The sequence below is a fragment of the Allobosea sp. 05T422_2 genome, from assembly GCF_056396265.1.
Window position 1 is genome coordinate 24,904 of the sequence record NZ_JBFTLD010000022.1, and the last position, 20,738, is coordinate 45,641.

The following is a 20,738-nucleotide window of genomic DNA, read 5'->3' on the forward strand; positions in this document are numbered from 1 at the left end:
GACGGTGACCGGTGCGATAAGGAGGCCGCGCCCTGCCAGGGCGGCGGCTTGTCCTGCCGAAATGGTCACTTGGCCCCGGCGAGGTGCGGTCGATGATCGCGGCGACCGAGCGAACGATCGTCTCCCTGGGATGATCCTGGGCGAATCGTCGCCACAGAGCCGAGAGATGCAGCTGCAATGGTGATGGCGTGCCGAACTGCAGCGTGACGTGATTGAATTTGTGCGCTGCACGACGTGATTGCAGTGGTTGTTGCATCCTTGCTACGGAGGCGATCTGCGCCGGCTTTGCGGCTTGCCGGGGCGCCCGGAAACGGCCATCTTGCGCGCCTATGCGAAGCGGTCACGGTCGCGCTGAATGGACCCAGCCCCTGTGCCACACGAGGCAGCGGACCGAGGGAGAATAGCAGTCGTGACGTTTCGAATGAACGGCCGAGGGGCCGGCGCGACATTGGCCTTGGCCTTGTTTGTCGCGCTTCATGCCGGGGCCGCTGCGCAGGCCACCACGCAAACCAATACGCCGACCCGCACCACCGAGCCGCTTGAGCCTGCCGAAAGCCTTGAAGGCAACTATCTGGCCGCGATCGTGGCCRGTGCCGGCCGAGACCTTGGCGCGGCCTCGGTCTTCCTGCGGGAGGCGATCAAGGGCGATCCGAAGAACAACGATCTGCTGGAGCGTGGTTTCGTCGCCTTCCTGGCCGATGGCTCCATGGATGACGCGTTCCGCGCCGCCGAGAAGCTGGTGCAGCGCGACCCGAGCAACGGGCTGGCGCAGCTCGCGATCGGCATTCGCGCCATCAAGCAGAAACAGTATCAGACGGCGCGCAATCACCTGCAGCGCGGCGGGCGCGGGCGTTCCGCCGACATCACGGCGACCTTGCTGTCCGCATGGTCCTATGCCGGCTCCGGCCAGACCAACCGCGCGCTCGAGACGCTCGAGCGGCTCAAGGGCGAGCCTTCCTACAATCTCTTCCGCGACTATCATGCCGGCCTGATCCTCGATATCGCCGGCCGCAAGGCGGATTCCGAGCGCAGGCTCAAGGCGGCCTATGAGGCCGAGAAGACGACGCTGCGTCTCGTCGATCTCTGGGCTCGCTTCCAGACCCGCTCCGGCGATTTCGAAGGAGCTGCGGCAACCTATGGCGCCTTCGACAGGCTCCTGCCGAATCACCCCATCGTGCGTGACGGATTGACCCGGGTCGCCGCCAAGGAGCCGCTTGCCCGCTCGGTCGCTACGGCGCAGCAGGGTGCAGCCGAAGTGCTCTACGGCCTCGCCAGCGCGGGGAACCGCCAGGGAGACGAGGCCGCTGCACTGCTCTATCTCAGGCTCGCCCTCTATCTCGACCCCAATCACGATCTCGCCGTCCTGACGCTCGGCGACATCCTGGAGCGGGCCAAGCAGCTCGATGATGCGGTGACGGTCTACAACCGCATGCCGCCGGGTTCGCCGCTGGCCTCCAATGCCGAGATCCAGTCCGGTCTGGCGCTGGAAGCGCTTGGCAAGTCGGACGAGGCGGTGAAGCATCTCGAAGCGCTGATCGCAGCGCGTCCTGACGATGTCGACGCGCTCTCGGCGCTCGGCAATGTCTACCGCTCACGCAAGCGCTTCGCCGAGGCTGCCGACACCTATGACAAGGCGATCGCGAAGCTCGCTTCGCCGGGCCGCTCGAACTGGGACCTTTATTACTTCCGTGGCATTGCCCGCGAGCGCATCAAGCGCTGGGCGGAGGCCGAGGAGGATCTGCGCAAGGCCCTCGAACTGATGCCGGAGGCGCTGGGGCGCGAGCGGGCGCTGGTGCTCAACTATCTCGGCTATTCCCTGGTCGATCAGCATCTCAAGCTCGATGAAGCGCTGGGCATGCTGCGCCGGGCCGTCGAACTGCGCCCGCGTGACGGCTACATCACCGATTCGCTCGGCTGGGCTTACTACCGGCTCGGCCGCTATACCGAGGCGACCCGCGAACTCGAGCGCGCGATGGAGCTGCGGCCCTCCGATCCGGTGATCAACGATCATCTCGGCGATGTCTATTGGCGCGTCGACCGCAAGCTGGAGGCGGTCTTTCAGTGGAACGCCGCCCGCGATCTCAGCCCGGAGCCCGAGGATCTGGTCAAGATCAAGCACAAGATCGAGAAGGGGCTGGAGGAGGCCCCGTCGGCCAATGCCGCCGAGCCGAAGGCGGATGGCGGCTGACCGATGCATTGTGATGCGGTGACGGACCTCGCGTGCCTGTTGCGCTGACGACCCGCGCTCGCGCCAAGGTCAATCTCGATCTGAAAATCCTCGGCCGTCGCGCCGATGGCTATCACGAGCTGAAGAGCCTCGTCGCCTTCGCCAGTGTCGGTGATTCGCTGGCGCTGGAACCGGCTTCAGGCCTCGGCCTGACGATCGGTGGTCCGCAAGGCACCAGTCTTGTCGCGGATGATGGGAATCTGGTTCTCCGTGCCGTGCAGGCGCTGGCAGACGAGCTCCCCGGACTGCGAACCGGACATTTCCACCTCGTCAAGCGTCTGCCGGTCGCCTCCGGCATTGGCGGAGGCTCGGCTGACGCGGCAGCAACCTTGCGTCTGCTGGCAAGGCTGAACGGGCTCTCGCCTGCCTCGCCTCAGCTGCAGCGCGCTGCCATCAGGGTTGGCGCCGATGTCCTGGTCTGCCTCGAGTCGCGCGCTCGCATCATGGCCGGGATTGGCGAGCGCCTCGGCCCCGCACTGTGCCTGCCGCCGCTCTTCGCCATTCTGGTCAACCCGAATGTCGCCGTCGGCACCGCAGACGTTTTCCGTACGCTCGGACTTGCGCAGGGGCAATCTTGCCCGGCCGCAGTGGAATCGGGCATCGGTGCGGCGGAGCGCTTCGCTGCTGCCCCGGACCTGCTTGCGGCGCTGCATCGGACCGGCAACGATCTCGAAGCCCCGGCGGCTCAGGTCGCGCCGATCATCACCGACGTCCTGCAGCGGCTGTCCCGGCTGCCGGGTTACCGGCTCGGCAGAATGTCAGGCTCGGGCGCGACCTGCTTTGCCCTGTTCGACGATTGCCGGCAGAGCGCTGCCGCTGCGAAGCTGCTGGCGGATGAGCGGCCGGATTGGTGGATCAAGCCGACCCTGCTGAGATGAGGTCCGCGGGCTGCTCAGTGCGCCCGCGCCACGCTCAGTACGCCCGCGCCACGCAGAAATCGACCGTCTCGTTCAGCGCCTGCTTCATCGGCGATGAGGGGAAGAGGCCGAGCGCATCCTTCGCCATCTTGGCGTAGTGCTGGGCCCGCTCGATCGTATCGTCGAGGGAACGGTGACGGCGCATGATCGCCTGCGCCTCCTCGAGATCRCCGTCCTTGATCTCGCCATCCTGCAGCGTGCGGCGCCAGAAGGCGCGTTCGGTCTCGTCGCCGCGCCGGAAGGAGAGCACGACCGGCAGGGTGATCTTGCCCTCGCGGAAATCGTCGCCGGTGTTCTTGCCGAGCTTGTTCGCGACGCCGCCATAATCAAGCGCGTCGTCGATGAGCTGGAAGGCGATGCCGAGATTGAGCCCATAGCTGCGGCAGGCGGCAGCATCGGCCTTGGGTGATTCGGCGATCACCGGCCCGACTTCGCAGGCCGCCGCGAACAGCTCCGCGGTCTTGCCGCGGATGACGGCGAGGTACTCGTCCTCGGTCGTGGCTGTGTTCTTGGCCGCGGCGAGTTGCATCACCTCACCTTCGGCGATGACGGCGGCTGCGGTGGAGAGAATATCGAGCGCGCGGAGCGAGCCGACCTCGACCATCATCTTGAAAGCCTGTCCGAGCAGGAAGTCACCGACGAGCACGCTCGCTTCATTGCCCCAGACCATCCGGGCCGCGAGCTTGCCACGGCGCATGTCGCTCTCGTCGACGACGTCGTCATGAAGCAGCGTGGCGGTGTGCATGAACTCGACGCTGGCCGCGAGCTTGACATGACCCTCGCCCCGATAGCCGCAGAGCGCGGCCGTGGCGAGCGTCAGCATCGGCCGCAGGCGCTTGCCGCCCGACGAGATCAGGTGGTTGGCGACCTCGGGGATCATGGTGACGTCCGAGCCGGTGCGCGACAGGATCATCGCATTGACGCGCTCCATGTCGGTGCGTGTCAGGCCCACGAGACCCTCGATGCTGGCCTGTCCCTGTTMCTTGTCCTCGAAGGGTACGACGACGCCCACGCTGCTCACTCCGGCCGATTTCAGCTTTGTTGCATTGCCACAACCGTTGCATGGGTGGCCAGCCCCCGCAATCGCACTTTGACGCCGCACCCGCGAGTCCAGGGCCGAAAATGGCTTGCGCGCAGACCCTGCCTTCGTCTCCATGACACAATGCACGAACTCGTCCGTACCAATGACCTTGTCCTGCTTGGCGCCATCGAGGCGCTGCTCGCATCCGCCAATCTCGATTGTCTGATCGCCGACCAGCACATGAGCGCGCTTGAGGGCATGACCGGAGCCTTCCAGAGGCGCCTGCTCGTGCGCGAGGTGGATCGCCGAAGGGCCCGCGCGCTTTTGATCGAGGCGGGGTTCGGCGCCGAGCTGCGCGATGAGTGATTCGGAGACGGATCTCGGCGAGATCGTCGAGGATCGATTGCTCGATGGCCGTCTGATTCTTCGTCAGCCGAAGAAGGGGCATCGTGCCGGCACGGACGCGATTCTGCTCGCTGCGGCGTTGTCGGAAGACGAGACAGGCCCGCTGGCCGATTTCGGCGCTGGCGTCGGGACGGTCGGTCTGGCCGCGGCGATGCTTCGGCCGGAGCTGACGGTCACGTTGATCGAGCGGCATCCCCGCCTTGCGGCGCTGGCCGAGCAGAACATCGTCCTGAACGGCTTCGGCGATCGGGTCAGGCTCGTTGCGGCCGATGTCGGGGCCGGTGCCGAAGCCAGCCTTGTGCCAGCAGGTTTCGCCTGCGTGGCAATGAACCCGCCCTTCTTTGTAGACGATACGGTGAAGGCGTCGCCAGTGAGCAACCGGCGAACGGCGCATGTCGCCGATCAGCCGTTCGAAATCTGGTTGAAGGCAGCGCGCCGGCTGCTCAAGCCGCGCGGACGCGTCGCGATCATTCATCGGGCCGAGGCGCTGGGGGCTATTCTGAATGGGCTGGAAACCGGCTTTGGTGGCGTGGCCATCCGCCCCGTGCACGCCTCGGCCGACCGGCCGGCGATTCGCATCATCGTCACGGCGACGCTGAACAGCAGAAAGCCGGCAGCGCTGCTGCCGGCCTTTGTCTTGAACGGGCCTGATGGCCGCTTCACCGAACTCAGCGAAGCGGTTCACCGTGGCCGGGCACTGCTCGGCTAAAGCATCGGCCCGAAAAGTGGATTGCGGTTTTCGGGAAAGCCGATGCGAACACAGAAGGTTAGATCACCGGCCCGAAAAGTGGATCACCGCTCTCGGGAAAGCCGATGCAATCACGGACGGTGAGATCAGCGGCAGATCCGCTGCTGCTGCACGACCCAGCGCGAGCCATCCCAATAACGGAACGGGCGGAAAAAGCAGCGCGGGCGGTAATACGGACCGCCATAGCCGTAATAGGGCTGCGGACCGCCATAATAGGGCCGACCGTAATAGGGGCGCGGGCCCCAACCCGGGCCATAGCCGTACTGGACCTGCTCGTAGCCATGATCCGCCTGCGCGGCTGCRCTCAAGCCGAGGGTGACGACCTAGGCCGAGGCCGGGGCGCTGGCGATGACGCCGCCGCCGAGGCTGACCGCTGCCGCGACACCGAGAAAAGCTTTGCGAAGCATGGCGTGGATTCTCTCCCCTGCCTGGCGCCCGCGGCCCTTGCCGCGCGGTCGAACACCAATTCGGTGAAGATGCTAACGCTCAAAAACTGAACGGCGCGACACCGCGCCGTTCAGCTATCCTTCATCGGACCGCCACATGGCAGCCACAATTCACGCCGCGATCAGCGGCAGACGCGCACCGAACGCATCACCCAGCGATAGCCGTTCCAGACGCGGCGGTTACTGTAGAAGCAGCGCGGACGATAGACCGSGCGGCCGTAATACGGGCGGCGCGGGCCATAATAGGGACGCGGGCCATAGTACTGCGCCTGCTGGACCAGATCAGTCGGAGCCTGCGTCGTCTGCATCGTGCCGGTGCTGACCGGTGCGGCCGTTGCGGGGGCGACGGTGAAGGCCGCGAACATGAGGGTGAGCGCTCCGAAGAGAGCGGCAATGAAACGTGATGACAGCATTAAGCTACTCCTGCTGGCTGACGCCGCCGGCCCGTCTCGAGCGCTCGCCCCGAACGCCGCGGACTGTACGGTTGCTGCGGAGATTATCCCGCCGATCATGAACGAATGCTGTCCGCGTCGGTTCCATGGTCATGCGCGGAATGCTTGACCGCGCGCCGTGGCTGCCCCTAAGCACGCCGCTATTCTTAGATTGTCTGGAAGGCTCAAGCTCTTGGCCGGTGCTCCCGTCTCCGATCCGATGAACCCGACCCGCTCGTTCCAGGGCCTGCTGCTGACCTTGCAGCGCTTCTGGGCGGAGCGCGGTTGCGTCGTCCTGCAGCCCTACGACATGGAAGTCGGCGCCGGTACGTTCCACCCGGCGACGACGCTGCGCGCGCTCGGTCCCAAGCCCTGGAAGGCTGCCTATGTCCAGCCTTCGCGTCGGCCGAAGGACGGCCGCTATGGCGAGAACCCCAACCGCCTGCAGCATTATTACCAGTTCCAGGTCATTCTGAAGCCATCGCCGCCGGATCTGCAGCAGCTCTATCTCGACTCGCTCCAGGCCATTGGCGTCGACATGGGGCTCCACGATATCCGCTTCGTCGAGGACGATTGGGAGAGCCCGACACTGGGCGCCTKGGGGCTCGGCTGGGAGTGCTGGTGCGACGGCATGGAGGTGAGTCAGTTCACCTATTTCCAGCAGGTCGCCGGCGTCGAATGCGCGCCTGTCGCGGGAGAGCTGACCTATGGGCTCGAACGTCTCGCCTGCTATCTGCAGGGCGTCGACCGCATCATGGATCTGAATTTCAACGGGCTCGAGGGTGAGGATCGCGTCAGCTACGGCGATGTCTTCCTCCAGGCCGAGCAGGAATTCTCGCGCTATAATTTCGAACATGCCGACACGGCGATGCTGTTCCGCCACTTCAACGATGCCGAGGCCGAGTGCCGGGCGCTGCTCGCCGCGGGCGAAGCCGGGGAGGGAGCCAATGATCCGCGCCACTCGCTGGCGCTGCCGGCCTATGACCAGTGCATCAAGGCCAGCCACATGTTCAACCTGCTCGATGCGCGCGGGGTGATCTCGGTCACCGAGCGCCAGAGCTACATCCTGCGCGTGCGTGAACTGTCCAAGGCCTGCGGTGCGGCCTGGCTGAAGACCGCCGGCGGGGGAGCGAACTGATGCCCGATCTCCTGCTCGAACTCTTCTCGGAAGAGATTCCCGCCCGCATGCAGCGCAAGGCGGCGGAAGACCTCAAGAAACTCGTCACCGATGCGTTGGTCGAACGCGGCCTCGTCTATGAGGGCGCCAGGGCCTTTGCGACGCCGCGCCGCCTCGCCTTGCACATCGCTGAACTACCGGTGCGCGGCCGCGATATCCGCGAGGAGCGCAAGGGGCCGCGCGTGGGCGCGCCCGACGCCGCCGTCCAAGGGTTCCTGAAGGCGGCAGGGCTTGCCTCGCTCGACCAGGCGACCATCGTCAGCGACCCCAAGAAGGGCGATTCCTACGTCGCCATCATCGAGAAGCCGGGGCAGGAGACGGTCGCGGCCATCGCCGAGATCGTCCCGCACGTGATTCGCAACTTCCCTTGGCCGAAATCGATGCGCTGGGGCAAAGCCTCCGCCGCTGGCGCCAGCCTGCGCTGGGTGCGCCCGCTCCACTCGATCCTCTGCACCTTCGGGCCGGAGACCGAGGAGCCCGAGGTGGTCCGGTTCGAGGTCGACGGCATTGCCTCTGGCAACACGACCTATGGCCACCGCTTCCATGCGCCCCAGGCCATAACGGTCAGGCGTTTCGACGATTATGTCGCGCATCTGGAGAAGGCGAAGGTCGTGCTCGATGCCGACCGGCGCAAGGAAATCATCCTCACCGACGCMCGGAACCTCGCCTTCGCGCAGGGGCTGGACCTCGTCGAGGATGAAGGCCTGCTCGAGGAGGTCGCCGGCCTCGTCGAATGGCCGGTCGTGCTGATGGGCGCCTTCGAGGAGCGCTTCCTCGAGATTCCGGGCGAGGCGATCCGCGCCACGATCCGCGCCAACCAGAAATGCTTCGTGCTGCGTGACCCGGTGACGGGGGCGCTCGCCAACAAGTTCATCCTGGTCTCGAACCTGAACGCCAGCGATGGCGGCAGCGCAATCGTCGCCGGCAACGGCCGCGTCGTGCGTGCGCGCCTCTCGGACGCGGCCTATTTCTTTGCGACGGACAAGGGCTCGCTGCCCGATCTMGACACGTTCAGGGAGAGTGCCGGGACACTTGGCCTCGACCTCGCCAAGCCGCTCGACCAGCGCATGGCCAAGCTCGACAAGCTCGGCGTCGTCTTCCACGCCAAGCTTGGGACGCAGGGCGCGCGCGTGCAGCGCATCGCGGCGCTGGCTCGCGAGCTGGCGCCGCTCGTCGGTGCCGATCCCGCTMTCGCCGAACGCGCGGCGAAACTCGCCAAGGCCGATCTGCCGACCGAGATGGTCGGCGAGTTCCCGGAATTGCAGGGGCTGATGGGCCGGAAATATGCCGAGCTGCAGGGCGAGAACGCTTCTGTCGCGGCAGCGATCGAAGAGCACTACAAGCCCCTCGGCCCGTCCGATCGTGTGCCGACGGACCCGGTCTCCGTTGCCGTCGCCCTGGCCGACAAGCTCGATACGCTGGTCGGCTTCTGGGCCATCGACGAGAAGCCGACCGGGAGCAAGGATCCCTACGCGCTGCGCCGTGCGGCGCTGGGTGTGATCAGGCTGGTTGTCGAGAATGGGGTACGGCTCTCGCTCGCCGGTGTCGCCCCAGATCCAGACCTCGTCTCGTTCTTCCACGACCGCCTGAAGGTCGTGCTCCGCGATGCCGGGGCGCGGCATGACCTGGTCGATGCCGTGCTGGGCGAAGGCGCATCGAACAGCGACGATCTCCTGCTCATCACCCGCCGCGTCGACGCGCTCAGCCGCTTCCTCGACACCGAGGACGGCGTGAACCTGCTCAGCGGTTATCGCCGTGCGGCGAATATCCTCAAGGCCGAGGAGAAGAAGGACGGCGAGGGCGCTTTTGCCGCTGCCGCCGATCTCCAGCTCATCGCCGATGCCGGCCTGATCGAGGAGAAGGGGCTCGCCGTTGCACTGGCCCAGGCGACGCCGAAGGCCGAGGCTGCCGTCGCCAAGGAGGATTTCGAAGGTGCGATGGCTGCGCTGRCCGAGCTCAGGCCCTCGGTCGATGCCTTCTTCGACAAGGTCACGGTCAACGATCCCGATCCGGCCCTGCGCGCCAACCGTCTCAAGCTGCTCAACCAGCTGCGCGAGGCGACGCGCGCCGTGGCGGATTTCTCGCGGATCGCAGGCTAGCGCGCCCCACGGCTCGCCATTCCGGCGAGCATCCGCGCCTCGCGACAGGCATGGTCGGGTCAGTCCCGATTATGCCGAAAATGGCGGTGAAAGCTCGGGATAAGCKGGCGCTCGGCCCCTGAAACGGAACCAATTCCCATCCTGCGACGTTCTGTCCTGCAGAGAAACCGTGCCGCGAACGCCTCGCGCACGGCCTCCGGGGGGCCGGCAAGCGGCCGCGATAAAGGATGTGGGCTATGGGTCTGAGTATTCTGATTTCGCTTCTGATCACGATTCTGGTGATCGGTCTGGTGCTTTATCTCGTGCGCATGCTGCCGCTCGATGCCCAGATCAAGAACATCGTCCAGATCATCGTCATCATCATCGGCATCATCTCGCTGCTGCGCTATCTCGCGGTTTTCTGAGCGCCAGCGCGGGTCGATTGACGTGCGCTGAGCACTGATCCACTCTCCTATCGGTCAAAAGGGCCCGGACGACTCCGTCATGGGCCCTTTTCCGATTCGAGAGCGTCGCGATGAATTCGCAGAACCGGACCACCCATATCCGCCTGACGTCGCATCCCGAGCCTGGCAGTGCGGCGACGCGCTTCCCGATCCGATGGGGTGCGGAAACCGCCGTCGAGCGCGGCCCGGTCATTGCCTCGACCACCAACCCGGCTGACCGCAACGTCATAGGAGCCCATGGCGGCTCCTACTCGGTCTATCGTGCGCTTGCGATCTCGGCGCGCGCCATGAATCCGTCGCAGCGCCCGGACCTGACGAACACGCAGCCGACCACCGACATTCTGCCGCGGCCGCAATGGGCTGAACCCGGCAAGATCGTCTCGCTGGACCCTTACGGCCATCGGGTCGCACAGGATTTCGGGCGACTGATTGCCGAGGGCGTCGATATCCGGCCCACCATCGCCATCACCAAGGCGCGGCTGAACCTGCCGGAGATTCTCGCTGCGATGGCTGGCCACAGGCTCGCCGCCGATGAGGGTATCCTGCACAAGTCCGGCGATATCAGCGTCACCAAGATCGCCATCGACCCGGTCTGGCACCTGCCGGGCATTGCCGAGCGCTTCGGTACGTCGGAGCAGGAATTGCGCCGCACGCTGTTCGAGCAGACCGGCGGCATGTACCCCGAACTCGTCACCCGGCCCGATCTGCACGTCTTCCTGCCGCCGATCGGCTCGATCACCTGCTATGTCATCGGCGATATCTCAGCGATCATCGATCCGAAGCGCAGGGTTGCCTGCCGTGTCCATGACGAATGCAACGGCTCGGATGTCTTCGGCTCCGATATCTGCACCTGCCGGCCCTATCTCGTGCATGGCATCGAGGAGGCGGTGAAGGAGGCGCAAGGCGGCGGCGTCGGCCTCATCGTCTACAACCGCAAGGAGGGCAGGGCGCTTGGCGAGGTCACCAAGTTCCTCGTCTACAATGCCCGCAAGCGCCAGGAGGGTGGCGATTCCGCTGCGACCTATTTCGAGCGCACCGAATGCGTTGCCGGCGTGCAGGATGCCCGCTTCCAGCAATTGATGCCGGATGTGCTGCATTGGCTCGGTGTCACGCGCATCGACCGGTTGATGTCGATGTCGAACATGAAATACGACGCCATGGTGCAGTCGGGCATCGAGATCGGCGAGCGCGTTGCCATTCCGCCGGAGCTGATCCCGCCCGATGCCTCGGTCGAGATCGAGGCCAAGAAGGCAGCCGGCTACTACTCGCCGGAGGGCACGCCTGGCGACAACACGCTGAAGGCGACCGTCGGTCGCGACCTCGACAAGTTCTGAGAGCACCAGCCAGCCATGTCCGACCGTGACCCCGAGGCCGTCCGCCGGCTCCTGAAGCCCGCCGCAATCCGTGAGCGGGCGCAGGAAATGCTCCAGCTCGGCCTTGAGGGCCGCCTGCTGCATTTCTCCGTGCATCCCGAGCGGCTGGCGGCCTGCGCGGACTATGTCCTCGAGACGATCCGGGCAAATTATCCGACGCTGGACATCCCCTTCCACGCGCGCTGGCGCCATTTCGTGGTCGGAGGCATGGATCGCTGGAGCATGCTTGAGCGCGGGGCGCATTTCCCAGATGCCGGAGCGCGCGGCCGCGCGGCCTACGATCTCGCGGTCGTCAGCGTTCTGCTCGATGCCGGTGCGGGGCCCACCTGGAGTTATCACGACAGGGTGACGGGCAAGCCGATCAGCCGATCGGAAGGGCTGGCGCTCGCCTCGCTCGACATGTTCGCTGCGGGGCTGTTCTCGAGCGACGCGGCGGACTCGCTACGGGCCGATTCCGAGGCCCTGAAGCGGCTCGACACCGAGGCACTCGCCGCCGGTTTCCAGGCCGGACCGGCCAATCCCCTGCTTGCGCTCGAAGGGCGGGCCGCATTGCTGAACCGACTCGGCGAGGAACTCGAACGCCAGGGCCTGACACGGCCGGGCGACCTCTTCGATCGCTTCATCGAGACGGCGTCGGGCGGCTCGATCCGCGCCGCCCACATCCTGGCCGAGGTTCTTGGCACCTTCGGCGGCATCTGGCCGTCACGACTGACGATCGCAGGAATTGCCCTGGGCGATACCTGGCGTCATCCGCTGATCGCTCCGGATCTCTCCACGGCCGGACTCGTGCCGTTCCACAAGCTCTCGCAATGGCTCTCCTATTCGCTGATCGAACCGCTGCAATGGGCCGGCATCACCGTCGTCGATATCGATGATCTCACCGGCCTGCCCGAGTATCGCAATGGCGGGCTGTTCCTCGACGTGGGCGTGATCACGCTCAAGCATGCGGATGATGCGGCGCGCAGTCACGACGTCGCGTCGCCGCTCGTGGTCGAATGGCGGGCGCTCACGGTGGCCCTTCTCGATGAGTTGGGTGTGCTCATTCGGGAGCGGCTTGATCGCTCGCGGGACGAACTCCCGCTCGCCAAGATCCTCGAGGGTGGGACCTGGGCTGCCGGACGGCGCATCGCACGAGAAAAACGCGGGGATGGCGGGCCGCCCTTGACCATCGTCAGCGATGGCACGGTATTCTGAGACCGTGCTGCCGTGAGCAGCAGCCTTCGCCTGGGGCGAGGGCTCATGAGAACGATGAGGGGTAGAGCGTATGACCAGGCATTCCGACGGCGTCACCGTGGTCGACCATCCGCTGGTCCAGCACAAGCTGACGCTGATGCGGGAGAAGGATCGCTCGACCAAGAGCTTCCGGCAGCTCCTGAACGAGATCGGCATGCTGCTCTGCTACGAGGTCACGCGCGACCTGCCGACCGAGTTGATCGAGATAGAGACGCCGCTGACCAAGAGCATGCAGCCGATCATCGCCGGCAAGAAGCTGGTCTTCGCGCCGATCCTGCGCGCCGGCGTCGGCTTCCTCGATGGCATGCTGGAACTCGTCCCGGCTGCCCGCGTCGCTCATATCGGGCTCTATCGCGATCCTGATACRCTCCAGGCGGTCGAGTATTATTTCAAGGCCCCGTCCGACATTGCCGACCGCATGATCGTGGTCATGGACCCGATGCTGGCCACGGCAAACTCGGCCGTGGCGGCGATGGATCGGCTGAAGGAGCGCGGTGCCAAGGACCTTCGCTTCGTTTGCCTGCTGGCATCGCCGGAAGGGGTCGCACGCCTGCGCGGTGCTCACCCGGATGTGCGCATCTGGACGGCTGCGATCGACGAGCGCCTAAACGAGCACGGCTATATCGTGCCGGGCCTCGGCGATGCCGGCGACCGCATGTTCGGCACGCGCTGACGCATGGATTGAGGCCCGCCCCATTGCTGGAGCGGGCCCGATCTGAAGAGCGGCCGGGTCTCGATATAAGGTCGCCCTTCGGATCGTTTCGATCACCGGTTATTCGATCACCTGGACGATGCGGCGAGTCTGCGGCTCGACCAGGACGGCACGGTTGTTGATGACCGTATAGCGATAGTTCTGAGCGCCGTATTCCGTCGGCACCTGGCGGTAGACCACGCCCCGCTCCGGCAGGACCGTRCCGACGGCAACGGGTTCGGCATAGGTGTAGGACGGGACCTGCTGCTCGACGACATACTGGCGGAAGCGCGGTGTCGTCGCGTCGCCGATGATCGCACCGACCACCGCGCCGCCGACGCCGCCGACAACGGCACCGACCGGACCGCCGACAACCGCGCCACCGACGGCGCCGCTCACGGCCCCGCTGGTTGCACCGCCGACCGCGCCGCCCTTCGGCGCTGTATCCGTCTGGGCAAAGGCCATCGCAGGAGTTGCAGCGATAGCAGCAGCAATAAGGAGCTTCTTGATCATTTTCATTCTCCTTCGAATTCGGGAAACTGGGAGGAGAACGATGTACTGCAGATTAGGTTCCGGAATTTCGAGGTAACGAGATGTGACTGACCGCGAAAGAACTCGCGATCAGTTCGCGATATCAACGACTAACGTCGATCACGACGTGGATTTCTCGCTTGCGAAGGTCGACGACTTCGGTCCTTCGCGGGGGGCTGTTCGGGGTGTCGAAGAGCTCGCTTACGGTCGCCTCTTCCGAGAGGAAGAGAAAATCGGCATGCGTGCCTGACTCGGGATAGGCGTCGATCGAATGCCAGGTGCTGCGATGCAGCAGGATGCCGGTTCGCTCGAGGCGGAAGGCACGCAGGTTGGCACCCGTCGGGAAATCTGCCTCGCGCGGTGCGACCACGAGGACGGAGGATGGTCCTCCCAGCGGCATCCGGGTTTCTGTGACATGAAGATGCCGTTCCATGACCCGCACGACGAAGGGGCGGGCGTGATAGCGCACGATCTGGAGCCTGGCCTGGCTCTCGGCGCTGAACGGCTTGATCCAGATGTCATAGCCCTCGCGCCCGGCATCGCGGGGCCCTTCCGGCGCAAGCAGCCGGCCATAGGGCGCGAAGGTCTCGGCGGTGAGAGGCTCGATGGTGAGGCTGATCGTCTCGGTCATGGCGCGATGCTATCGGTTCGGGGCCAAAAGAAAACGGCGGGCCGCTGGGCCCGCCGCCATGGAAGCCGATAGGGAGGGCGCTTACTTCGGCGCCGCCGCCAGGGTCGGGCTGAGCTTGTCGGCGTCACGCTTGATCAAYGCGCCGAAGCCGGCGGGCGTGCGCTCCTCGGCGCTCGGCATCACGGTGCCGAGATCGAGCAGGCGCTTCTTGACGCCTTCGTCCTTCAGGGCCTTGTCGAGCGCATCGACGAGCCGGTCGACGACCTCCTTCGGCGTGCCCTTCGGCGCGGCGATGCCGTTCCAGGCCTCGATCTGATACTCGGGCAGCCCGGCTTCCTTGGTGGTCGGCACGTTCGGCAGGGCGGGCGAGCGCTCGGTCGAGGCAATCGCATAAGCCTTGATCGTATCGGCCTTGACCTGCTCGGCGACGCTGACGATCTGGTCGCACATGAAATCGATCTGGCCGGAGACGAGATCGTTGAGAGCTGGGCCCGTGCCGCGATAGGCGACGGCGTTCAGCTTCGGCACGCCAAGCTGACCCTTCAGCAACGTGCAGGTCGTCCATGAGACCGATCCGACGCCGGCATGGGCCTCGTTCACCTTGTCGGTGTTCGTCTTCACATAGGCGACGAACTCTTTCAGGTCCTTCGGCTCGAAATTCTTGCGGGCGACGATCAGGATCGGCGTGCCGCCGGCGAGGCCGATCGGCTGCATGCCGTTGATCGGGTCGTATTTCAGGCCGGGATAGGTCGCAGGCGCAGCCGAGAAGGTGCCGAGATGGCCCATCGCAATGGTGTAGCCGTCGGGCGTTGCGGTCAGGGCGCGGGTGATACCGGTCGTGCCGCCGGCGCCCGCCACGTTCTCGATCACGACCTGCTGGCCGAGTGTCTTCGACATGTTCTCGCCGACGATGCGGGCGATGATGTCGGTCGGGCCGCCGGCAGCGAAGGGCACGATCATGGTGATCGGCTTCTCCGGATATTTCGACTGTGCMTGCGCGCTGCCGGTGAGGGCGAGCGCAACTGTCGTAGCCAAACCAAGTACGAGTTTCTTCATGTGGATCCTCCCAGAGATCGGTGACGTAGCGTGATGGTGAAATGGATGGCGAGGCAACCCCGTCATTCGGTGAACACCTCGTCGCGCTTCTGGGAGATCGATGGCAGCAGAGCGACGACCAGAATGATCACGGCGACGGCCAGCAGGCCGCCGGAGATCGGCCGTTCGATGAAGGTCATGAACGAGCCGCGCGAGATGATCAGCGCCTGCCGCAGCTTCTCTTCCATCAGCTTGCCGAGCACGAAGCCGAGCAGCATCGGGGCTGGCTCGAAGCCGAGCTTGATCAGGATGTAGCCGAACAGGCCGAACAGCGCGGTGAAGGCGACGTCGACCGGCTGGTTGTTCACCGAGTAGATGCCGATGCAGCAGAAGATCAGGATCGCCGGGAACATCAGGCGGTAGGGCACCTGAAGCAGCTTCACCCAGACGCCGACCAGCGGCAGGTTGATGATCAGCAGCATCAGGTTGCCGATCCACATCGACGCGATCATGCCCCAGAACAGTTCTGGGTTCTTGGTCATGACCTGCGGGCCGGGGATGATGCCGTGGATGGTCATCGCGCCGACCATCAGCGCCATCACCGCATTCGGCGGGATGCCGAGCGTGAGCAGCGGGATGAAGGCCGTCTGTGCGCCGGCATTATTGGCCGATTCCGGACCTGCCACGCCTTCGATGGCACCGCGGCCGAAGCGCGAGGGGTCCTTGGCGATCTTCTTCTCGATCGTGTAGCTGGCGAACGGGCCCAGTACCGCGCCGTTGCCCGGCAGGATGCCGAGAATGCCGCCGATGGCGGTGCCGCGTACGACGGGCAAGAACGACTGCTTGATGTCGTTCCAGTCCGGCAGCAGGCGGCCGATCTTGGCGCGCACGACGTCGCGCGTCTCGGGATTCTCGAGGTTCCTCAGCACCTCGGCAAAACCGAACACGCCCATTGCAAGCACGGCGAAGTCGATGCCATCGGACAAAGGTGGGAAGCCGAAGGTCATGCGCTCCTGGCCGGTCTCGAGATCGGTGCCGATCGTCGAGAGCAGAAGGCCGAGCATGATCATGCAGAAGGCCTTGAGGATCGAGCCGCGCGCAAGCACGACCGCGAAGCAAAGCCCCATGACCATCAGCGAGAAATACTCGGCCGGGCCAAACAGCAGTGCGAGCTTGGTCAGGGGCGCGCCGAGCGCGGCGATGATCAGGGTGGCGACGCAGCCGGCGAAGAAGGAGCCGAGCGCTGCGGTTCCGAGCGCAACGCCGGCGCGGCCCTGCTTGGCCATCTGGTGGCCGTCGAGGGTGGTGACKACCGCGGTCGCCTCGCCGGGGATATTGACCAGGATCGCCGTGGTCGAGCCGCCATACTGGGCGCCGTAATAAATGCCGGCCAGCATGATCAGAGCGCCGACAGGATCGAGGCCGAAGGTGATCGGCAGCAGCATGGCGATGGTGGCGATCGGCCCGACGCCGGGCAGCACAMCGATCAGCGTGCCGACGAGGCAGCCGGCGAAGGCGAGTGCGATATTCTGCAGCGAGAGCGCGACGCCGAAGCCGAGCTGCAGATGGGCAATCATTTCACTCATTGAATCAGATCCCCAACAGCCAGGGTGCCAGGGGGATCGGCAGACCCAATGCATATTTGAACAGCAGTGCGCAGAAGGTCGTCATGACGAGCGCGAAGATCACCAGCTCCTTGATCTTGCGATCATCCGCGGCCAGGCCGGAGATCAGCACGACGAGGGGGCCTGAAACGACGAGACCGAGCTGCGGGACCTTGATCGGCCCCAGATCGAAGCCACGAATGGTGAGGCCGAAGACGACCGCGCCGCCGAGCACGAAGATGACGCCGCGCCAGGACCAGCCCGAGAGCTTCTCGCCGTTAAAGCGCAGCGAACTCAGGGCCAGCAGCACTCCGAGCCCGGCGCATATCACGGCAAACGCCTTCGGCAGCATGCCCGGCCCGATCTGCCGCAGCGACCCCATCGGCAGATCGCTGGCGAGGAACAGCGCCACGGCAGCGAGAAGGATCATGAACAGCCCGGCGGCCAGATCCTGTTGCGAACGGACACGCAGCCCCTGCGCGCGTTCAATAGTGTTCAAGCTCATCAGGCTCCTCCAGTCTGCGGTCTGGCGGTCTGGGCCGCACGCTTCAGTTTTTTGACAGGCATTGTGAATGGCAGGACGTTTTTCTCGTCGATCAACGTCACGCTTTCGCGAAGGATGTTCAGAAAGTCGTCGCGCGCCGCGAGCTTCTGGTGCGGACGCCAGGCGACGCCGACAAGGGCGCCGGGCGGCGGCGGATCGAGCAATGCGCCACGCAGGCGGCGCATGGTCACGCCCGGAAAGGTCAGTCGCGAGACCCAGTCGGGGGCGAGCGCCATGCCGAGCCCCGCGGCGACCGCAGACATCATGGCAGGCTTTTCGGTAGCCTCGATCGTCACGTTCGGCACCGAGCCGACGCTTTCGAAATAGGCCATCACGAGATCATAGGCGAAGGGCCGGATCCGCTTGGACGGAACGACGAACGGCTCGCCGATCAGGTCGTTCATCGTCAGGCTCTCACGGGCGGCGAGAGGGTGGCTCTCGTTGAGCACCACGATCGGCCGTTCGACACGCAATATCTCGAAGGCGCAGTCTGTCGGCTTGCGTGGCGGACGTACGAGCGCGATGTCGAGCTTGCCGGCTTCCAGCATCTGGATCAGTGCCGCGGTCATGGCTTCGACAAATTTGATCTCGATACCGGGATGGCGTTCGCKGAAGGCGACGAGAGCTTGCGGGACGAAGCTGGAGGAGGCGGCGTCGATTGCGCCGACCCGCAAGACCTTGCTCGAGGCGAGCGAGGCTTCGCGCACGGCGCGCGAGGCATGTTCCATCTTGACGAGGATGCCCTTGGCTTCCTCGAGCATCAGCAGGCCGGCGCGGGTCAGCGCGACCTGACGTGTCGTGCGCGTAAGCAGACTGACGCCCAGCTCGTCTTCCAACGTGCTGATCTGGCGCGAAAGTGCGGGTGGTGCGAGGCCAAGCCTTTCAGCCGCGCGGCCGAAATGCAACTCCTCCGCCACCGCGATGAAGCATCGCAGTTGCCGAACATCCATGACGATCGTCTGCTCCCCTCTGGCGTATCGCTTTTTGCGATATCTTCCAGCCTTCGCGGTTATGGCCTTTAGCGGCTGGTGCCGTGAAAGCGACCGTAGAGCAATTCATAATTTTTTGGCAACAAAGCCGTGGACCTAGCCGAGGCTTTCCTTGGGATGAGGGCCCTTGCGGCGCCGGAAGAGCCGTCCGTCGATCAGGGCGAGGCCGAGGAAGATCGCTGCCATGCCGAGGAAATGCCGTGGCAGCAGCGCTTCCCCGAGCAGCCCGACGCCAAGCAGGATGGCGCTGACCGGCACGAGGAAGGTCACCAGCATGGCGTTGCTGCCGCCGGCGCGCCGCATGATCTGGAAGAAGATGACATAGGCGAGCGCGGTCGAGAGCAGGGCGAGTCCGACCAACGCACCGATCGCGGCCTTGGATGGGAACGGGAGGAGCCATGGCGGGGCGAGGAGCAGGACCAGTGGCAGGGTCATGACCGTCGTGGCGCTGAGCTGGCCCGTTGCCGTCACCAATGGCGGGAGCTCGCGGAACCGGCGGCCATAGAGACCGGCAAAGCCATAAGAGAGAGCCGCCGCCAGGCAGGCGAGCTGCGGAAGCAGTGCATTGCCGAGCCCACTGATCACATCCGGGCCCATCAGGATGGCGACGCCGACGACACCGGCCAGCACGCCGGTGATCTTCAGTGGTGTGGCCTTCTCGTTGCTTCCGAAAAGATGAGCGACGACCACGCCGAAGACCGGGGTCGTCGCATTCAGGATCGCGGCGAGGCCAGCGCCGATCTGCGTCTGCCCCCAGAAGATCAGGCCGAAGGGGATGAGGTTGTTCAGCAGGCCCATGCCGAAGAAGGCGAGCCACATCCGGCCGCCCACTGCCATCGTCAGGCCAAGCGCGCGCACGGCGACATGGAGCACGGCTGCCGCAAGCGCGACCCGCGCCAGCACCACGGCGAGCGGCGGCCACTCCGTCACCGCGATCTTGGCGAAGAAGAAAGAGCCGCCCCAGAGCAGCGAAAGCACGAGCAGCAGGAGCCACTCGCGCGTGCCCATCGCGGGAGGCGGGKAGGCGGGAGAGGAGCCCATGGGGTCGGTCCTTGACGCGATCCTGAAACGCAGTTGCAGGATCGCTAGGGTGAAGTCAGGCGGGCCGCCACCCGCTTTCTGATCAGGCGGCTTCGGCGTCCCGTGCCTCCCACATCGCCTTGAAGGCAGGGCGGCCCTGGCAGACTTCGAGCCAGGCCTTCACATGCGGGACGGCGGCAAACAGCTCGGGCGCGCCGGTCTGGGCATAGCGAATGACTTCGGAGACATTGATGTCGACGACGGTGAAGCGACCGCCGACGAGATAGCCGTCCCTGGCGAGGGCATCGTTGAGCACCGCCAGAGGCGCGCGCAGGGCCTCTGCCGCGGCGTCGGCCAGTTTGGCGTCGCGCTCCGCCGGCGGCTTGGCAATGCGGTGATAGAGCGTGTTGAGCGCGTTGATCTCGCATTCGGTCGCGGCCCAGAGCGTCCACATCGCAGCAAGTCCCTCTTCCTGGACGTCTTTCGGCGCCAGCGGCCCGCCATGCTTGCGGGCGAGATAGAGGTTGATCGCGAGCGATTCGTGCAGGACGAAGCCGTCATCGTCGATCGACGGAATATGCCCGTTGGGGTTCACCTTCAGGAATTCGGCGCTGCGGGTATGAACCGGTGCGTCAGCCGCTTTGGGATCAGGCACCCGGCCGGCCTGGATCACAGGCACGTGCCTGAAGGAGAGGCCAAGCTCGTTGGCGAGCCAGATATTGCGCGTCGCGCGCGAACGATAGCACCCGTAGATCGTCAGGGTCATGAGGCAGGCTTTCAGGTTGGGGGTGGTCAGACGGTCTGGCGCAAGGTCTCGCGGGCGATGATCAGGCGCTGGATCTCGGAGGTGCCCTCATAGATGCGGGTGATGCGGGCATCGCGGGCATAGCGTTCGACGGGGAAGTCGCGGCAATAGCCGGCGCCGCCATGAATCTGGATTGCCGTGTCGGTGCAGCGATGCGCCGCTTCCGAGGCGAAGAGCTTGGCCATCGAGGCTTCCCGGGCGAAAGGCTCGCCGCGATCCTTCCGGGCGGCGGCGTCGAGGATCAGCAGCCGCGAAGCATGCAGGTCGAGCTCGCGGTCGGCGATCATCCATTGCAGGCCCTGGAAGTCGCTGAGCGCCTGGCCGAATTGCTGCCGCTCCTTGGCGTAGGATTTCGCGGCCTCCATGGC

At 65.4% G+C, this 20,738-nt stretch carries 22 protein-coding genes; 10 read left to right on the forward strand and 12 right to left on the reverse strand.

Annotated elements, in window-relative coordinates:
- The first annotated feature begins 409 nt into the window (after nucleotides 1-409).
- Together AC1DJT_RS06675 and AC1DJT_RS06680 are read left to right on the forward strand one after the other, a co-directional pair.
- Nucleotides 410-2,188, forward strand: a complete 1,779-nt coding sequence (locus tag AC1DJT_RS06675) for a tetratricopeptide repeat protein (protein WP_476833762.1) — start codon at nucleotides 410-412, stop codon at nucleotides 2,186-2,188.
- 32 nt (nucleotides 2,189-2,220) lie between these two features.
- Complete coding sequence (locus AC1DJT_RS06680; protein WP_441488935.1) at nucleotides 2,221-3,105, forward strand: 4-(cytidine 5'-diphospho)-2-C-methyl-D-erythritol kinase; 885 nt, start codon at nucleotides 2,221-2,223, stop codon at nucleotides 3,103-3,105.
- 34 nt (nucleotides 3,106-3,139) lie between these two features.
- Here AC1DJT_RS06680 and AC1DJT_RS06685 read toward each other — a convergent pair whose 3' ends face one another.
- Nucleotides 3,140-4,156 (reverse strand): polyprenyl synthetase family protein, encoded by a 1,017-nt coding sequence (locus tag AC1DJT_RS06685; protein ID WP_476833763.1) that lies wholly within the window; start codon nucleotides 4,154-4,156, stop codon nucleotides 3,140-3,142.
- A 150-nt stretch (nucleotides 4,157-4,306) separates the two neighbouring features.
- Here AC1DJT_RS06685 and AC1DJT_RS06690 point away from each other — a divergent pair, with 150 nt between their 5' ends.
- Both AC1DJT_RS06690 and AC1DJT_RS06695 read left to right on the forward strand, forming a co-directional pair.
- On the forward strand, nucleotides 4,307-4,531 hold the full coding sequence (locus AC1DJT_RS06690) for a putative signal transducing protein (RefSeq protein WP_069877466.1): 225 nt from the start codon (nucleotides 4,307-4,309) through the stop codon (nucleotides 4,529-4,531).
- Nucleotides 4,524-5,279, forward strand: a complete 756-nt coding sequence (locus AC1DJT_RS06695; protein ID WP_441506463.1) for a tRNA1(Val) (adenine(37)-N6)-methyltransferase — start codon at nucleotides 4,524-4,526, stop codon at nucleotides 5,277-5,279. Before AC1DJT_RS06690 ends, AC1DJT_RS06695 begins: the two co-directional genes overlap by 8 nt.
- 125 nt (nucleotides 5,280-5,404) lie before the next feature.
- Here the strand turns inward: AC1DJT_RS06695 and AC1DJT_RS06700 are convergent, their stop codons facing one another.
- The gene (locus tag AC1DJT_RS06700; RefSeq protein WP_476768153.1) at nucleotides 5,405-5,626 is read right to left on the reverse strand and encodes a hypothetical protein; all 222 of its coding nucleotides are present in this window, start codon (nucleotides 5,624-5,626) and stop codon (nucleotides 5,405-5,407) included.
- Between the two features lie 260 nt (nucleotides 5,627-5,886).
- On the reverse strand, nucleotides 5,887-6,177 hold the full coding sequence (locus tag AC1DJT_RS06705) for a hypothetical protein (protein ID WP_476833764.1): 291 nt from the start codon (nucleotides 6,175-6,177) through the stop codon (nucleotides 5,887-5,889).
- A gap of 238 nt (nucleotides 6,178-6,415) precedes the next feature.
- Between AC1DJT_RS06705 and AC1DJT_RS06710 the strand changes: the two genes are divergently transcribed.
- The 6 genes from AC1DJT_RS06710 (at nucleotide 6,416) to upp (ending at nucleotide 13,193) form a co-directional block, all read left to right on the forward strand.
- On the forward strand, nucleotides 6,416-7,333 hold the full coding sequence (locus AC1DJT_RS06710) for a glycine--tRNA ligase subunit alpha (RefSeq protein WP_476833772.1): 918 nt from the start codon (nucleotides 6,416-6,418) through the stop codon (nucleotides 7,331-7,333).
- Nucleotides 7,333-9,471, forward strand: coding sequence for a glycine--tRNA ligase subunit beta (gene glyS / locus AC1DJT_RS06715; protein WP_476833765.1), 2,139 nt, complete (start codon nucleotides 7,333-7,335; stop codon nucleotides 9,469-9,471). The genes AC1DJT_RS06710 and glyS overlap by 1 nt, the downstream gene beginning before the upstream one ends.
- 236 nt (nucleotides 9,472-9,707) lie before the next feature.
- The gene (locus tag AC1DJT_RS06720) at nucleotides 9,708-9,875 is read left to right on the forward strand and encodes a Thivi_2564 family membrane protein (protein WP_441488940.1); all 168 of its coding nucleotides are present in this window, start codon (nucleotides 9,708-9,710) and stop codon (nucleotides 9,873-9,875) included.
- A 110-nt stretch (nucleotides 9,876-9,985) separates the two neighbouring features.
- Complete coding sequence (locus AC1DJT_RS06725) at nucleotides 9,986-11,248, forward strand: GTP cyclohydrolase II (protein ID WP_441506466.1); 1,263 nt, start codon at nucleotides 9,986-9,988, stop codon at nucleotides 11,246-11,248.
- Between the two features lie 15 nt (nucleotides 11,249-11,263).
- Nucleotides 11,264-12,481: a URC4/urg3 family protein gene (locus AC1DJT_RS06730; RefSeq protein WP_476776303.1), complete on the forward strand. Its 1,218-nt coding sequence runs from the start codon at nucleotides 11,264-11,266 to the stop codon at nucleotides 12,479-12,481.
- A 70-nt stretch (nucleotides 12,482-12,551) separates the two neighbouring features.
- The gene (upp, locus tag AC1DJT_RS06735; RefSeq protein WP_441506468.1) at nucleotides 12,552-13,193 is read left to right on the forward strand and encodes a uracil phosphoribosyltransferase; all 642 of its coding nucleotides are present in this window, start codon (nucleotides 12,552-12,554) and stop codon (nucleotides 13,191-13,193) included.
- 99 nt (nucleotides 13,194-13,292) lie between these two features.
- On the opposite strand, the gene AC1DJT_RS06740 is transcribed toward upp, so the two are convergent.
- The 9 genes from AC1DJT_RS06740 to AC1DJT_RS06780 all read right to left on the reverse strand — a co-directional run.
- Nucleotides 13,293-13,724: a DUF1236 domain-containing protein gene (locus AC1DJT_RS06740; protein WP_441506469.1), complete on the reverse strand. Its 432-nt coding sequence runs from the start codon at nucleotides 13,722-13,724 to the stop codon at nucleotides 13,293-13,295.
- 121 nt (nucleotides 13,725-13,845) lie between these two features.
- Nucleotides 13,846-14,373 (reverse strand): ureidoglycolate lyase, encoded by a 528-nt coding sequence (locus tag AC1DJT_RS06745; protein WP_476768155.1) that lies wholly within the window; start codon nucleotides 14,371-14,373, stop codon nucleotides 13,846-13,848.
- Nucleotides 14,374-14,454: 81 nt separating this feature from the next.
- The gene (locus AC1DJT_RS06750) at nucleotides 14,455-15,429 is read right to left on the reverse strand and encodes a tripartite tricarboxylate transporter substrate-binding protein (protein ID WP_476833766.1); all 975 of its coding nucleotides are present in this window, start codon (nucleotides 15,427-15,429) and stop codon (nucleotides 14,455-14,457) included.
- 62 nt (nucleotides 15,430-15,491) lie between these two features.
- On the reverse strand, nucleotides 15,492-16,994 hold the full coding sequence (locus tag AC1DJT_RS06755) for a tripartite tricarboxylate transporter permease (RefSeq protein ID WP_476833767.1): 1,503 nt from the start codon (nucleotides 16,992-16,994) through the stop codon (nucleotides 15,492-15,494).
- A 4-nt stretch (nucleotides 16,995-16,998) separates the two neighbouring features.
- Entirely contained in the window at nucleotides 16,999-17,517 is a 519-nt protein-coding gene (locus AC1DJT_RS06760; protein ID WP_441506472.1) for a tripartite tricarboxylate transporter TctB family protein, read from the reverse strand.
- Nucleotides 17,517-18,506: a LysR family transcriptional regulator gene (locus tag AC1DJT_RS06765; RefSeq protein ID WP_476833768.1), complete on the reverse strand. Its 990-nt coding sequence runs from the start codon at nucleotides 18,504-18,506 to the stop codon at nucleotides 17,517-17,519. Before AC1DJT_RS06765 ends, AC1DJT_RS06760 begins: the two co-directional genes overlap by 1 nt.
- A 135-nt stretch (nucleotides 18,507-18,641) precedes the next feature.
- Nucleotides 18,642-19,586 (reverse strand): DMT family transporter, encoded by a 945-nt coding sequence (locus tag AC1DJT_RS06770; protein ID WP_476833769.1) that lies wholly within the window; start codon nucleotides 19,584-19,586, stop codon nucleotides 18,642-18,644.
- Between the two features lie 82 nt (nucleotides 19,587-19,668).
- On the reverse strand, nucleotides 19,669-20,331 hold the full coding sequence (locus AC1DJT_RS06775; RefSeq protein ID WP_476768159.1) for a glutathione S-transferase family protein: 663 nt from the start codon (nucleotides 20,329-20,331) through the stop codon (nucleotides 19,669-19,671).
- Between the two features lie 26 nt (nucleotides 20,332-20,357).
- The coding region (locus AC1DJT_RS06780) for an acyl-CoA dehydrogenase family protein (protein ID WP_476833770.1) at nucleotides 20,358-20,738 on the reverse strand (381 nt) is incomplete at its 5' end.

What these genes read in the sequence shown, in the direction of transcription:
- AC1DJT_RS06725 (WP_441506466.1), top strand. Translation starts at nt 9,986, where the DNA reads ATGAATTCGCAGAACCGGACCACCCATATCCGCCTGACGTCGCATCCC.
- AC1DJT_RS06695 (WP_441506463.1), top strand. Translation starts at nt 4,524, where the DNA reads ATGAGTGATTCGGAGACGGATCTCGGCGAGATCGTCGAGGATCGATTG.
- AC1DJT_RS06745 (WP_476768155.1), bottom strand. Translation starts at nt 14,373, where the DNA reads ATGACCGAGACGATCAGCCTCACCATCGAGCCTCTCACCGCCGAGACC.
- AC1DJT_RS06760 (WP_441506472.1), bottom strand. Translation starts at nt 17,517, where the DNA reads ATGAGCTTGAACACTATTGAACGCGCGCAGGGGCTGCGTGTCCGTTCG.
- AC1DJT_RS06690 (WP_069877466.1), top strand. Translation starts at nt 4,307, where the DNA reads ATGCACGAACTCGTCCGTACCAATGACCTTGTCCTGCTTGGCGCCATC.
- AC1DJT_RS06775 (WP_476768159.1), bottom strand. Translation starts at nt 20,331, where the DNA reads ATGACCCTGACGATCTACGGGTGCTATCGTTCGCGCGCGACGCGCAAT.
- AC1DJT_RS06720 (WP_441488940.1), top strand. Translation starts at nt 9,708, where the DNA reads ATGGGTCTGAGTATTCTGATTTCGCTTCTGATCACGATTCTGGTGATC.
- AC1DJT_RS06730 (WP_476776303.1), top strand. Translation starts at nt 11,264, where the DNA reads ATGTCCGACCGTGACCCCGAGGCCGTCCGCCGGCTCCTGAAGCCCGCC.